Source organism: Streptomyces sp. NPDC045778, from assembly GCF_056431945.1.
On the sequence record NZ_JBWKJZ010000012.1, the window covers coordinates 155,371 to 169,000 of the forward strand.

Genomic DNA, 13,630 nt, shown 5'->3' on the forward strand with positions numbered 1-13,630 from the left:
AGCGTCAACGTTTCTACTGAGGACATGCGGATCGGAGAGATCGCGGCGGCCGTCGGCCTGACGACGCGCGCCATCAGGCACTACCACCACCTCGGACTGCTGCCCGAGCCGGTGCGCCTGCCCAACGGCTACCGCTCGTACGGCCTGCGCGAGGCCATCGTGCTGGCGCGGATCAAGCGCCTCACCGAGCTGGGCCTCGGCCTCGACGAGGTGCGGGACGTGCTCGCGGACGACGCCGGGCGCGAACTGACCGAGGTCCTCGCGGAGCTGCACGAGGACCTGGCCCGCCAGGAGACGGCCGTCCGGGAGCGGCGGGCCCGGCTCGCCGAGCTGCTGCGGATGTCGCGCGAGGGGCTGCTGCCCGGCGACGGGCCGGTCTCGCCGGGGCTCGCCGAGCTGTTCACGCGGCTGTGGCCGGTGGAGTCGGCGACCGCCGCGAAGGACCTCGAACACCTGGCCCTCTTCGACGCCATCGCCGAGCCGGGCCTGCGAGAGCGCCTTTACCGGACGCTGCGCGAGGTCGCCGACGACCCCGTCCTCACCGCCCGCCTGCGGGAGGTGTACGCACGCCTGGACGAGCTGGCCGACGCGCCCGTCGACGACCCCCGGGTCGTGCCGCTCGGCAAGGAGCTGGCCGGTCTCGTCCCCGACGGCATCCTCGCGGTCCTCGTGCACGGGGGCGAGGACCGCGAGGAGCCCGAAGGGCCGAAGGACCGGGGCCGCCTCGGCACCGCCTTCGGGGACGCGTTCCTCGACGACTTCGCGCCCGCCCAGGCGGCGGCCGTACGGCACATGGTGGAACTGCTCACGGGCACGACGGAGTGGTCGCTGTGATGGCGCCGGCAAGGGTGGCGCGGCGGCTGGTCGCGCACGAGCTGCGGGGGTTCCAGAGCCTCGGCCTGTGGGTGGCGCGGCGGCGGCACGGGGTCGGCGCCCGCGACCGCGCGGCGGCGTACACCGGGCCGCAGACCTCCACGCTCCTCGCCTTCGCCTTCCTCGCGGTGGTCGAGACGGTCGCGCTCGCCGTCGTCGTGCCGTGGCCGCTCGCCCACGCCGCGCTGCTGTGCGTCGACGCGTACACCGTGGTGCAGCTGATCGCCCTGCACGCCGCGTGCGTGACGCGGCCCCATGTGGCGGGCCCGGACGGCTCGTTGCGGGTGCGCTACGGACAGCTCGTCGACCTGCGGATCCCGGCCGCGCTCATCCGCGGCGCCCGCGTGGAGCGCCGCTACCCCGAGGGGCGCGCGCTCCGGGTCGGCGACGACGGCACGGTGGACGTCTCCGTGGGCAACCAGACGACGGTGACCGTCGAACTCACCGAGCCCGTCGCGTTCGTCCGCCCGCTGGGGCGGGTGGCGTACGCGCGCGTGGTGCGGGTGCACGCCGACGATCCGCAGGGTCTCGTCGACGCGCTCCGGCGCCCGCGGGAGGCGAGGGCCGCAGGGCTCGCGGTGGAGGGGCCGCGCGCCCACGACCTGGTCACGCGGGAGTGAAGAGGACCTTCGCCTCGGCGGGGTCCGCCCGGGCGAGGCGGACGCGGAGCCGTTCGCCCAGGGGCAGCCGGGCCGTGCCGGACTCGACGCGGGCGACGACGGCGGGCTCGGTCAGCTGGACGGTGCCGACGGCCGGTTCCGCCTCCTTCACGTCCACGACCACCGCGTCGAAGACCTCGCCGACGCGGTCCTCGAGCAGGGCCGCCTCGACGAGGTCGACGCACGCGCGCTCCACCGCGTTGCCGCGCCGCGTGCCCTCCGCCATCTCCTGGGGCAGGCCGGGCAGTGCCGCCAGCACCCACTCCGGCGGGGCGGCGTCCGCGCACGCGGCCAGGCACAGCTCGGCCGCGTACCGGTCGACGAGGCGGCGCAGCGGCGCCGTGCAGTGCGCGTACGGCGCGGCCACCGCGGCGTGCGTCGTCAGCTCGGGGACCTCGCCGCCGCTGAACGCGGTGTACCCGGCGCCGCGCAGCAGCGTGGTGCACTCCTGGAGGAACGCGGCGTGGCGGGGCAGGCGCGGGTCCAGGGAGCGGACGAGCGCCGCGTACGGGACGTGGTGCGGCCAGTCGACGCCCAGGGCCTTCGCGGTCCTGCGCAGGCGGCCGACCGCGCCGTCCGGGGCGGTCGGCAGCGTCCGCAGGACGCCCGTACCGGAGTCGATCATGAGTTGTGCGGCGGCCATGCCCGTGAGCAGGGAGATCTGGGCGTTCCAGCCGTCGGCGGGCAGGGGCGCGCGGTAGGCGAGCGCGTACGAGCCGCCGCCCGGGGCCTCGACGATCTCCTGCTCGGGGACGTTGAGGGAGATGCCGCCGCGCTCGGCCTCCAGGCGCTCGCGCAGGCGGCCGATGTCCGCGAGCAGCGCGAGCGGCTCCTCGGCGGTGCCCGCGTCGACGGCGCGCTGCACGCCCTCGTAGTCGAGTTTGGCGCGGCTGCGGACCAGGGCGCGGCGCACGTCGGCGCGCTCGGTGCGGCCCTCCGCGTCCAGGTCGACGGTCCACACCAGCGCCGGGCAGGTCTGGTCCGGCAGCAGGCTGGCCGCGCCCTCGCTGAGGGCGGTCGGGTGCAGCGGCACCTTCTCGTCCGGGAAGTACAGGGTGGTGACGCGCCGGTGGGCCTCGGTGTCGAGCGGGCCCTGCGGGGTGACGTACGCGGCCACGTCGGCGATCGCGTACCGCACCCGGTAGCCGCCGCCCGGCCTGCGCGACAGGTGCATCGCCTGGTCGAGGTCGACGGACGTCGGCGGGTCGACCGTGAAGAAGGGGATGCCCGTGGCGTCCTCGCCGGGAAGGCGCGGGGCCGCGGCGGCGCGCTCCGCCTCCGCGAGGGCCTCCGCCGGGAATTCCTCGGGTACGTCCAGCCGCGTGCGCAGGTCCCGCAGCGCCGCCCGCAGCGGGGCCTCGGCTGCGCCGGTCACGCGGAGATGGCGCCGGGGCATACCCCGAGCGTAGGCCCGGTCCTCGCGGGTGGCATCCGAGTGCCTTCGGCTGCGGGTCCCGTCGTGGCTGGCCGCGCCCCTGGGGAGCCCACGCTCAGCGCGCCACCCCGTACGCTTTCGCTGGGGCCGAGCCCCGTCCCGTACCGCCGAAGGAGAAGACCTTGCTCGTCCTGCTGCCGCCGTCCGAGGGTAAGGCCGCCTCCGGGCGCGGGGCGCCGCTCAAGCCCGAGTCCCTGTCCCTCCCGGGCCTCGCCGAGGCCCGGGCCGCCGTCCTGGACGAGCTGGTGGAGCTGTGCGCCGCCGACGAGGAGAAGGCGCGCGATGTCCTCGGCCTCAGCGAGGGCCTGCGCGGCGAGGTCGCCAAGAACGCCGAGCTGCGCACGGCGGGGGCCCGGCCCGCCGGTGAGATCTACACCGGCGTCCTGTACGACGCGCTCGGCCTGGCCACGCTCGACGCCGCGGCGAAGCGGCGCGCCGCGCGCTCCCTGCTCGTCTTCTCCGGCCTGTGGGGCGCGGTCTCCGTCGCCGACCGCATCCCCTCGTACCGCTGCTCGATGGGCGTGAAGCTGCCGGGCATCGGCGCGCTCGCCGGGCACTGGCGCGGCCCGATGGCGACCGTGCTGCCCGAGGCCGCGGGGGACGGCCTCGTCCTCGACCTGCGGTCGGCGGCGTACGCGGCCGCGTGGAAGCCGAAGGGCGAGGTCGCGGGGCGGACCGCGACGGTACGGGTGCTGCACGCGCGCGTGGTGGACGGCGTGGAGAAGCGCTCCGTCGTCTCCCACTTCAACAAGGCCACCAAGGGCCGCGTGGTGCGCTCGCTCCTGACCGCGGGGGCCGCGCCCGCGTCCCCCGCGGAGCTGGTGGAGGCGCTCCGCGACCTCGGCTACGCGGTGGAGGCGCAGGCGCCCGCGAAGCCGGCCGCCGCGTGGTCGCTCGACGTGGTGGTGCGGGACATCCACTGAGGCCCTCGCTTGTTGCAGGGAGTGCAACGGGCTTTGCGGAGGGTGGTGGCGGCGAGGCACGATGCCCCCATGGACACCCCCGCCGACCAGGCCTCCGTGCTGGACCTCGCCCCCGTCATCCCCGTAGTGGTGGTGGACTCCGTCGACGCCGCCGTGCCGCTGGCGCGGGCGCTCGTCGCGGGGGGCCTGCCCGCCATCGAGGTCACGCTGCGGACGCCGGTGGCCCTCGACGCCCTGCGGGCCATCGCGGCCGAGGTCCCGGAGGCCGTGGTGGGCGCGGGCACGGTCATCTCGCCGGACCACGTGAAGGCCTCGGTGGACGCGGGCGCCCGGTTCCTGGTCAGCCCCGGGTGGACGGACACGCTCCTGGAGGCGATGAAGGGGGCGGGCGTCCCGTTCCTGCCGGGTGTCTCGACGACCTCGGAGGTCGTGGCGCTGCTCGAACGCGGCGTGCGCGAGATGAAGTTCTTCCCCGCCGAGGCGGCCGGGGGCACCGCCTATCTGAAGTCGCTCGCGGGCCCGCTCCCGCAGGCCCGCTTCTGCCCGACGGGCGGCATCTCCGCGGCTTCGGCGCCGTTGTATCTGAAGCTCGCGAACGTCGGGTGCGTGGGCGGCAGTTGGATGCTGCCCGCCGACGCCGTCGCGGCCGGGGACTGGGGCCGGGTCGAGTCCTTGGCCCGCGAGGCCGCGGCGCTCCATGACGAGAGCGCCCCGTAGGGGCGCGGGGAACTGCGCGACCAGCCACGACGGACCCGCACCCGCCCGACGACAGGGTGCGGCGACCCGGGGCTAGGCGCTTGGACGGCGCACGCTCACCGCAGGTGCCCCGTGTCGTTCAGGAGCCGCACGCTGGCGTTGCCGTCGGCGTAGTACGCCACGGCGGACAGCGAGGCCGCTGACAGCTCCATGCGGAACAACGATTCGGGCGGTGCGCCGAGTGCGAGCCGGACGAGCGTCTTGATGGGCGTGACGTGCGTGACGAGCAGCACGGTGCGGCCCGCGTACGCGGCCTGGAGCTTGTCGCGGGCCGCCGAGACCCGGCTGGTGACCTCGGCGAAGGACTCGCCGCCGGGCGGCGCGACGTTCGGCGAGGCGAGCCACGCCGTCAGCTCGTCGGGGTAGCGCTCGCGCGCCTCGGCGAAGGTGAGGCCCTCCCAGGCGCCGAAGTCCGTCTCGCGCAGGCCCGGTTCCAGCTCGACGTCGAGGCCGAGCCGGGCGGCGACGGTACGGGCGGTCTCCTGGCAGCGCAGCAGCGGGGAGGAGACGACGGCCTGTACGGTGCCGCGCGCGGCGAGCGCGGCGGCGACGCGCACGGCCTGCTCACGCCCGGCGTCGGACAGGGACGGGTCGCTCCCGCCGCTGCCGGAGAAGCGCTTCTCGGGCGTGAGGGCGGTCGCGCCGTGGCGCAGCAGGACGAAGGTCGCGGGGGCGCCGAGATCGGCGGACGCGGGCAAGGCGACGGGCGGGGCCGTGGTCTCCGCGACGGTGACGGGGTCGCCCGTGGCCACCGAGTGCGCGGCGCGTACATCGGCGACGGCGGCACCCGCGTGCGCGGCGGGTACGTCGGCGACGGCGGCACCCGTGCTCGCGCTCGCCCCGCCGGTGGCCCGGCCCGTCGCCCCGGCGAGGGCCGCCCGGGCCCTGGCCGCGCCCGCGGCGGCGTCGCCGGGCGGACCCGCGGGCTCCGCGGCGGCGCGGGACGCGGCGCGCAGGTCCGCGGTCGACGCCGACGGCGACCACTGCTCGCCGCGCTTGCCCGCGTCCATCGCCTCGTTCGCCAGGCGGTCCGCGTGCTTGTTCTTCTCACGCGGGATCCACTGGTACGTGACCTGCGCGCCGGGAAGGACCGCGGCCGCCTCGGCGGCCAGGGGCTTCATGTCGGGGTGCTTGATCTTCCAGCGGCCCGACATCTGCTCGACGACCAGCTTGGAGTCCATGCGGACGCGGACCGTCGCGTCGGGGTCCAGGTCGCGGGCCGCCTTCAGGCCTGCGACCAGGCCCTTGTACTCCGCCACGTTGTTCGTGGCGACGCCGACGTACGCGGCGGTCTCCGCCAGCGTCTCGCCGGTGACGGCGTCGATGACGACCGCGCCGTACCCCGCGGGCCCCGGGTTGCCCCGGGAGCCGCCGTCGGCCTCGACGATGAACTCCTGCGCCACGCCCGCCCCTTACAGGCCGGACTCGGCGGTGCGCACCAGGATGCGGCTGCAGTTCTCGCAGCGCACGACCTTGTCGGGCGCGGCCGCCTTGATCTCGTTCACCTCGGTGATGTCCAGCTCCAGGCGGCAGCCCTCGCAGCGCCGCTGGTGGAGCTTGGCCGCGCCGATGCCGCCCTGCTTCTCGCGCAGCCGGTCGTACAGCGCGAGCAGATCGGCGGGGACGGCCCCGGCCACGATCTCGCGGTCCTTGGTGACCGACGCGGCCTCGCGGTCCAGCTCGCCCTGCGCGGCGTCCCTGCGGCCCGTGGCGTCGTCGAGCTTCGCCTGCACGGAGGAGACCCGCTCGGTCAGCTCGGCGACGCGCTCCTGCGCGGACTCGCGGCGCTCCATGACCTCGAGGACGACGTCCTCCAGGTCGCCCTGGCGCTTGGCGAGGGAGGCGATCTCCTTCTGGAGGTTCTCCAGGTCCTTGGGTGAGGTGACCGCGCCGGAGTCCAGGCGCTGCTGGTCGCGGGCGGCGCGCTGGCGCACCTGGTCCACGTCCTGCTCGGCCTTGGTCTGCTCGCGGGCGCAGTCGCTGTCCTCGGTCTGCGCGGCCACGAGCAGGTCGCGCAGCTGCGTGAAGTCCTTCGTCAGCGACTCCAGCTCGGCGTGCTCGGGCAGCGACCTGCGCTTGTGCGCGAGCTGCGCGAGGCGGACGTCCAGGGCCTGGACGTCGAGGAGACGGATCTGGTCGGCGGGCGCGGCGTTCAGTTGGGGGCTCCAAAGGAATCAGAAGGGGCGCGCGAGGCGCTCCCTGCGGGGGACGACGCCGCGTGGGCGGTCCAGGGGTCGGTGACCGTCTTCGACACGTGGACGCGAAGGCCCCAGCCGTGCCGGTCGGAGATCTCGTCGAGCTGGGCGGCCGCCAGCTCGCACCAGGGCCACTCGGTGGCCCAGTGCGCGGCGTCGAGCAGCGCGAGCGGTGCCTCGGCGCGGGCCTCCGACACCGGGTGGTGGCGCAGGTCGGCGGTGAGGAAGGCGTCGACGCCCGCGGCGCGCACGGCGCCGAAGAGGCTGTCGCCGGAGCCGCCGCTGACGGCGACGGTGCGGATCGGCTGGTCCGGGTCGCCCGCGACGCGGACGCCCTGGGCGGTGGCGGGCAGCCGCTTCGCGGCCTGCTCGGCGAACTCGGCGAGGGTCAGCGGATGCTCCGGCTCGCAGATCCGGCCGAGCCCGCGCCGCCCGTGCTCGTCGGCCGGGTCCGGCACCAGCGGGCGCAGGACGCGCAGGCCGAGGGCGCCCGCGAGGGCGTCGGAGACGCCCGGGTCCGCGGTGTCGGCGTTGGTGTGGGCGACGTGCAGCGCGATGTCGTTCTTGATCAGGTCGTGGACGACCCGGCCCTTGAACGTCGAGGCGGCCACCGTCGTCGTACCGCGCAGATAGAGCGGGTGGTGGGTGACCAGCAGGCCGGCGCCGAGCCGGACGGCCTCGTCGACGATCTCCTGGACGGGGTCGACGGCGAACAGGACGCGCGCGACCTCCTGGTCCGGGTCGCCGCAGACCGTGCCGACCGCGTCCCACTGCTCGGCCCGCTCCGCGGGCCACAGGGCGTCGAGGGCGGCGATGACTTCAGACAGACGGGGCACGCACAAAAGGCTACCTGCACACCTCTCCGCGGCTGAACCGGCGCCGCTCTCGCGGAAGTGGCTGGTCGCCGTCCGGGTTCCTCAATCGACGGCTGCTGTGATCTTCGCCATAGGGGTTACTTGACCAGGTGGGTCTTCAGATCGTCCAGGACCCGGTCGGCGGCGGTCACGCCGAGGCCGAGGTACCAGGTCTCGTCCGGGACGTTCCGCGCGCGGCCCGCCTTCACGGCGTCGAGCTTCTTCCACAGCGGGTTGCCCTCGGCGGCGGAGCGGCCGGTCTTCTTCGGGTCGCCGTAGACGCCGGTGAAGATCCAGTCGGCGTCCGACTCGTCGATCTTCTCCGGGCTGATCTCCGTGGCGAGGTCGTCGACCTGCTGGTTCTTGGGCCGGGGCAGGCCGGCGTCCTGGAGGATGGTGCCGATGAACGACGCCTTCGCGTACAGGCGGACGCGGTCCGGCATGTACCGGAGCATGGTGACGGTGGGCTTCTTCGGGCCGATCGCCTCGCCGAGCGCCTTCGCCTTCTTCTCGTACGCGCCGAGCGCCGCCTTCGCCTCGGCGGACCTGTCGAGCGCGGCGGCGTTGAGGAGGTAGTTCTCCTTCCAGGTGAAGCCGGGGCGCACGGAGAACACGGTGGGGGCGATCCTGGAGAGCTGCGGGTAGAGCTTGGCGGCGCGCAGCTCGCTGCCGAGGATCAGGTCGGGCTTGAGGTTCGCGATCGCCTCCAGGTTGAGGGCGTTGATCGTGCCGACGTCCTTGGGGCTGCCCGCCCGCTTCTTCAGATAGCCGGGGACGCCGGCGTCGCCCTCGGTGGGGGCGTAGCCGACGGGCTTGACGCCGAGGGACACCACGTTGTCCAGCTCGCCGACGTCCAGGACCACGACCCGCCGCGGCCGCTGCTTCAGCTCCGTCTTGCCCATGGCGTGCGTGAGCGTGCGCGGGAACTGGCCGGGCTTGGCCGTGGTGCCCATCCGCGCGGTCCGCTCCGCGGCCTTGGCGAAGTCCTCGCCGCCCTGGGCGACGGCCTTGCTGCCGGTGCCGCTGTCGCGTTTGCCCGCGTCGTCGTCGCCGGAGCCGCAGGCCGCGAGGGCGAGCGCCCCGGCCACGGCGAGGGCGACGGCGGCGGTGCCGCGGGCGGGTCGGCGGCGTCGTACGGACATCGGTGCTCCAGGAGGACGTGCGGGGCGCACGGGACCCGAGGGGACGGACCCGCATGCGACTTAGGCTTGCCTAACCATAACCGCCCCTCTTCCAGCACACTCGCCCCCGGCTTCTCAGGCGATTCGGGACATCACCACACGTACGCGTGAAGCGACCGGCCTCGGATGCCACGCCAGAACGTGCGAAAACTAGCGTCGCGGGCGGAGGTGACCCCCATGACAGCGCCTGTGGCCGAGCCATCGCCGCCTTCGCCGCCCACCGGCCCGGCCGGGCCGCCGGCCGCCTCGCCGGCCTCGGCGCGGCGCGTCGCGGTGCCGGGCGGCGGGACGGTCCTCGTGCCAGGGCCCGGCGCGGCACTGCCGTCCCCGGCCGCACCGCCCGCCGCCCTCACCGCCGACGGCGCCTACGCCGCCCGGCTCACGCACACCGGCGGCTCCTGGTACCCCGAGCGCTGGACGCTCGACTCCCCCGAGCCGTACGCCGTGCCGCTGCCCGGCCACCAGCCCGAGGAGCCCGGCACCGCGGTGCTCCCGATGGCCGACGGCCGCGTCCTGGTGCACCGGCGCGCGGCGGGCCGCCACGTCTTCGCGCTCCTGTACCCCACAGGGCCCGGCACCGGCGAGGTCGCGCTCGGCGGCGTGGAGTGCGAGGACGCGGAGCTGACGCTGCTGCCGCCCGCCCCGGACGGCACGTACGCGTACGCCCTCGCGGCGGGCGCGCGCTCCACGGCGGTGTGGCTGGTCGCGGGCGGCTCCTTCGGGCCCGAGCACCTCGCCGAGGTCCCCGGCCGCTGCACCGGCGGCGTCTGGCTCGACCGCACCAACCGCATGCTGGCCCTCGACCGGCAGCTCGAAGGACCGGCCAAGACGGTGGCCGTGGACCTGGAGCGCGGCGGCGAGGTGACGCCGCTGCTCCAGATCGCGGCCGACAGCGACGACCGGCTGCTGCTCGCCGACGCCGCCAGCGGGCTGCTGCTGATCCGCTCGGACGCGCCGGGCGAACCCCGCCTCGGCTGGGGCGTGTTGGGCAGTACGCACCCGGTGCGCTTCCCCGAGTGCCTGCGCCTGCCCGGGCTCCGGGCTACGCCGTTCGCGATCCAGCCCGGCCAGGTCCTCACCCCGGAGGCCTGCGCGGTCGCCCTGCGCCTCGACGCCCACGCGTCCGCCGCCGGTGACGACCCCCGGCCGCCCGCGCTCTGCGCCTGGCGGCCCGGCGACCGGAAGGTCCACCAACTCACCCCGCCCGACGGCTGGTTGCCCGGCGTCGGCCACTGGACCCCGGAGGGCGTGCTGCGCCTGCCGTACGCGAGTGGCGCGGTGCCGTGCGGGGTGGCCCGGCTCGAACTCCCCAGAGCCCCGGCCGCGCGCCCCGCCGAGACATCGCCCCAGGCCACCGCCCCCCGGGCCGCCCGGCCCGTGCCCCTGCAACAGGCACCTCTCGGGGGGCGCGCGACGGGCGGTTAGACTCGCCCGCCGGTACGAACGATCTTTACTACGGGGTGAGTTTCATGACGACCGACACGACGACGGACACCATGGCCGATCCACGGCACGCCGCGGGCGACGAGGAGGGCCACGGCCGCCACCGGGGGCCCGGGGCCGCGCATGACGAGGAGGCAGCCCCGAGCGGCCGCCACCGCCGCCAGGCCACCGAGGCCTAGCCCTCGCGGGACGCCCCAGACCCGCCCCTTCCCGCTTCCTGGGGGCTCCGCCCCCAGACCCCCGCTCCTCAAACGCCGGAGGGGCTGTTCACTTCAGGGACAGGACCTCCGTCGCGGCGAAGGTCTCGCCCTGGGGGCGGCCCGCGAAGTACGGGGTCAGGGAATCGGCCAGCTCGGTGGTGCTGAACGCCCCGGCGGTCGCGCGAAACGTGGCGGCCACCTTGGGGCGTTCCATCACGGCCACGATGCCGCCGTGCACGACCAGGAGCTGGCCGTTGACGTGTCCGGCCGCGGGTGAGGCGAGGTAGCCGACCAGCGGGGCCACGTGCTCGGGCGCCAGCGGGTCCAGCTCGCCGTCGGCCGGCTCGGCGAAGCCGGCGAACACGTCGGAGGTCATCCGCGTACGCGCCCGGGGGCAGATGGCGTTGGCGGTCACGCCGTACTTGGCGAGGGCGAGCGCCGTGGACGTGGTCAGGCCGACGATGCCGCCCTTGGCTGCGGCGTAGTTGGGCTGCCCGGCGGAGCCGGCGAGGAAGGCTTCCGACGAGGTGTTCACGATCCGGCCGTAGACCGGGCCGCCCGCGGCCTTCGCGCGCTCGCGCCAGTGCGCGGACGCGAACCGGACCGTGTTGAAGTGGCCCTTGAGGTGCACGCGGACGACCGAGTCCCACTCGTCCTCGGACATCGAGAAGACCATCCGGTCCCGCAGGATGCCCGCGTTGTTGACCAGGATGTCGAGCTTGCCGTAGGTCTCGACGGCCAGGTCCACCAGGGCGCGGGCCCGGTCGTGGTCGGCGACGTCCCCACAGTGGGCGACGGCCTTGCCGCCCGCTTCGCGGATCTCGGCGGCGACGTCCTCCGCGGGCCCGGCGGACGCCTCGCCGGTGCCGTCGCGGCCCGGCTGACCGTAGTCGTTGACGACGACACCCGCCCCGAGCCGGGCGAGTTCGAGGGCCTCGGCCCTGCCGAGCCCGCGGCCCGCCCCGGTGACGACGGCCGACAGGCCCTCAAGCGGTTGCAGCACGGCGACTCCCTCAGATCTCGACGCAGGTCCGCAGGGCGGCGCCCGACCGCATCTGCTCCAGGGCCTCGTTGACCTCGGCGAGCCGCACCCGGTGCGTGATCATGCCCGCGAGGTCGACGCGTCCGGCGCGCCACAGCGCGATGGCCCGCTCGTACGACCGCAGCACGTCCCCGCCCCCGTACAGGGACGGCAGGATGCGCTTCTCGTCGAAGAACAGCTCGAACATGTTGAACTGGACCTGGTCGTCCATGGCGCCAGCGCCGACCACGCACAGGGTGCCGCCGCGCCGGGTCGCCTCGTACGCCGCGCGGGCCGTGGCGGACTTGCCGACGACCTCGAAGACGTAGTCGAAGCCCTCGCCCGCCGTCGCCCGCTGTTTGGCGTCGCCGAGGGCGTCGGGCGCCACCGCCTCGCTCGCGCCGAACCGCAGCGCCCCCTCGCGCCGGGCCGCCACGGGGTCGACGGCCACGATGTGGGCCGCGCCCTTGAGCCGCGCGCCCTGGATCACCGAGACGCCGACGCCGCCGCAGCCGATGACGGCGACGGACGAACCGGCCGCCACGTCGGCGGTGTTGAGGGCCGCGCCGAGCCCGGTGGTGACGCCGCAGCCGATGAGCGCCGCGATGTCGTACGGCACGTCGTCCGGGATCGGCACCGCGCAGGCCGCGTCGACCACGACCTCCTCGGTGAACGTGCCGGTGCCCGCGAAGCCGAAGACGTCGCCCTGGGGCCGCTTGAAGTTGGGCGTGCCCGCGTTCATGAACCCGGCCAGGCACAGCTCGGTCTGGCCGCGCTTGCAGGCCGGGCACTGCCCGCAGGCGGGGAGCCAGCACACCACGACCCGGTCGCCCGCCTTGACGTGCGTGACGCCGTCGCCGACGTCGAGGACCTCGCCCGCGCCCTCGTGCCCGGGGACGAACGGCGCGGGCTGCGGCAGGACGCCGTTCATCGCGGACACGTCGGAGTGGCACAGGCCCGTGGCCCGGACGCGGACGCGCGCCTTCCCCGGGCCGAAGCCCACCGCCTCGACGTCGTCGAGCACGTCGAGCTTGTCCTGGCCTGTCTCGTGCAGTACGGCTGCGCGCATGAGGGTGGGGCTCCTCTCACCTCTGGGGTACGTGCACCGGTGGTACGTACGTCAGTCGTGCTCCACGAGGGTGTCGGCGAGCACCGGCGCCCCGCCCCGCTCCAGGGCGGTGACGACCGCCTGCACCCGGCCCGCCGACTCCCACATGCCGATGCGCAGGGTCTCGCCGGGGAAGACGACCCCGGTGAAGCGGGCGCGGTAGGCGCGCACCCGCGCCACGTCGCCGCCGAGCACGGTGTCCACGACGGCCTTGAGCGTCATCCCGTACGAGCACAGGCCGTGCAGGATCGGCCGGTCGAAGCCGCCGAGGGCGGCGAACCCGGGGTCGGCGTGCATCGGGTTCCAGTCCCCGGACAGCCGGTAGAGCAGCGCCTGATCCTCCCGGACGGGGCGCTCGACGGTCCGGTCGAAGGGCCGGTCGGGCACGTCGAGCCGCGCGGACGGGCCGCGCTCGCCGCCGAAGCCGCCCTCGCCGCGGACGAAGAGCTGGGACTCGCTCGCCCACAGCGGCCCGTCGTCGTCGGCCGCCTCGGCGCGCAGCACGATCACGGCGGCCTTCCCCTTGTCGTGGACGGCCGCGACCCTGGAGGTCAGGGTGGCCGTGCCGCTCACGGGGATGGGGCGGTGCAGCTCGATGGCCTGGCCGCCGTGCAGGAGGGCGGCCAGCTCCACGTCGATGCCGGGGGCGGACAGGCCGCTCATGACGCCCATGCCCGCGCCCGCGACGGTGGCGAAGCTGGGCAGCACGTGCAGCCGGGACTCCAGCGTGTAGCGCAGCTCGTCGGGGTCGGTGGCGGGGTGCTCCTTGTCGGGGTTGGCGGCGGCGCCGATGCCGAGGTGGTAGAGCTGCACGTCCTTGTGGCCCCAGCTGATCCCGGCGCTGCGGGGCTCGGCGGCGAGGGCCTTGGCGGCGTCGATGGGCATGGGTGGCGGCTCCTTGGTGGTCGTGAGACCTCGGCGCGGCCGTCCGCACCGTCGGCCGCACCGAGGTCGCGACAGGGCCGGAAGAGCCCGTTCTAGA

Annotated in this window: 14 protein-coding genes; 6 read left to right on the plus strand and 8 right to left on the minus strand. The window is 75.2% G+C overall.

The features are described from left to right. The first annotated feature begins 24 nt into the window (after positions 1-24). A complete protein-coding gene (locus AC07GB_RS17825) occupies positions 25-834 on the plus strand; it encodes a MerR family transcriptional regulator (RefSeq protein WP_478846353.1) in 810 nt (269 codons plus the stop codon). Then, a complete protein-coding gene (locus AC07GB_RS17830; RefSeq protein WP_478846355.1) occupies positions 834-1,493 on the plus strand; it encodes a hypothetical protein in 660 nt (219 codons plus the stop codon). The genes AC07GB_RS17825 and AC07GB_RS17830 overlap by 1 nt, the downstream gene beginning before the upstream one ends. Here AC07GB_RS17830 and AC07GB_RS17835 read toward each other — a convergent pair. Beyond that, on the minus strand, positions 1,480-2,928 hold the full coding sequence (locus tag AC07GB_RS17835) for an RNB domain-containing ribonuclease (RefSeq protein WP_478846357.1): 1,449 nt from the start codon (positions 2,926-2,928) through the stop codon (positions 1,480-1,482). The two genes, AC07GB_RS17830 and AC07GB_RS17835, sit on opposite strands and share 14 nt — an antisense overlap. Before the next feature lie 161 nt (positions 2,929-3,089). On the opposite strand from AC07GB_RS17835, the gene yaaA reads away from it, so the two are divergent. Continuing rightward, positions 3,090-3,890, plus strand: a complete 801-nt coding sequence (gene yaaA, locus AC07GB_RS17840; protein WP_478846359.1) for a peroxide stress protein YaaA — start codon at positions 3,090-3,092, stop codon at positions 3,888-3,890. 69 nt (positions 3,891-3,959) lie between these two features. Then, complete coding sequence (eda, locus tag AC07GB_RS17845) at positions 3,960-4,607, plus strand: bifunctional 4-hydroxy-2-oxoglutarate aldolase/2-dehydro-3-deoxy-phosphogluconate aldolase (RefSeq protein ID WP_478846361.1); 648 nt, start codon at positions 3,960-3,962, stop codon at positions 4,605-4,607. Positions 4,608-4,702: 95 nt separating this feature from the next. On the opposite strand, the gene AC07GB_RS17850 is transcribed toward eda, so the two are convergent. The 4 genes from AC07GB_RS17850 to AC07GB_RS17865 all read right to left on the minus strand — a co-directional run bounded on the left by AC07GB_RS17850 (position 4,703) and on the right by AC07GB_RS17865 (position 8,837). Further along, on the minus strand, positions 4,703-6,049 hold the full coding sequence (locus AC07GB_RS17850; RefSeq protein ID WP_478846363.1) for a bifunctional RNase H/acid phosphatase: 1,347 nt from the start codon (positions 6,047-6,049) through the stop codon (positions 4,703-4,705). Positions 6,050-6,058: 9 nt separating this feature from the next. After that, positions 6,059-6,802: a zinc ribbon domain-containing protein gene (locus AC07GB_RS17855; protein ID WP_478846502.1), complete on the minus strand. Its 744-nt coding sequence runs from the start codon at positions 6,800-6,802 to the stop codon at positions 6,059-6,061. Beyond that, positions 6,799-7,677 (minus strand): Nif3-like dinuclear metal center hexameric protein, encoded by an 879-nt coding sequence (locus AC07GB_RS17860; RefSeq protein WP_478846365.1) that lies wholly within the window; start codon positions 7,675-7,677, stop codon positions 6,799-6,801. The genes AC07GB_RS17855 and AC07GB_RS17860 overlap by 4 nt, the downstream gene beginning before the upstream one ends. Positions 7,678-7,793: 116 nt before the next feature. Next, a complete protein-coding gene (locus AC07GB_RS17865) occupies positions 7,794-8,837 on the minus strand; it encodes an ABC transporter substrate-binding protein (RefSeq protein ID WP_478846367.1) in 1,044 nt (347 codons plus the stop codon). A 216-nt stretch (positions 8,838-9,053) separates the two neighbouring features. Between AC07GB_RS17865 and AC07GB_RS17870 the strand changes: the two genes are divergently transcribed. Continuing rightward, the gene (locus AC07GB_RS17870; RefSeq protein WP_478846369.1) at positions 9,054-10,301 is read left to right on the plus strand and encodes a hypothetical protein; all 1,248 of its coding nucleotides are present in this window, start codon (positions 9,054-9,056) and stop codon (positions 10,299-10,301) included. Positions 10,302-10,345: 44 nt separating this feature from the next. Further along, on the plus strand, positions 10,346-10,498 hold the full coding sequence (locus tag AC07GB_RS17875; protein ID WP_478846371.1) for a hypothetical protein: 153 nt from the start codon (positions 10,346-10,348) through the stop codon (positions 10,496-10,498). Positions 10,499-10,586: 88 nt separating this feature from the next. On the opposite strand, the gene AC07GB_RS17880 is transcribed toward AC07GB_RS17875, so the two are convergent. From AC07GB_RS17880 to AC07GB_RS17890, 3 genes are read right to left on the minus strand one after another with little or no spacing between them, the layout of a single operon-like run. Further along, positions 10,587-11,522 (minus strand): 3-oxoacyl-ACP reductase, encoded by a 936-nt coding sequence (locus AC07GB_RS17880; RefSeq protein WP_478846372.1) that lies wholly within the window; start codon positions 11,520-11,522, stop codon positions 10,587-10,589. 10 nt (positions 11,523-11,532) lie between these two features. Then, positions 11,533-12,609 (minus strand): Zn-dependent alcohol dehydrogenase, encoded by a 1,077-nt coding sequence (locus AC07GB_RS17885; protein WP_478846374.1) that lies wholly within the window; start codon positions 12,607-12,609, stop codon positions 11,533-11,535. 51 nt (positions 12,610-12,660) lie between these two features. Beyond that, a complete protein-coding gene (locus AC07GB_RS17890) occupies positions 12,661-13,533 on the minus strand; it encodes a MaoC/PaaZ C-terminal domain-containing protein (RefSeq protein WP_478846376.1) in 873 nt (290 codons plus the stop codon). Positions 13,534-13,630: the final 97 nt, after the last annotated feature.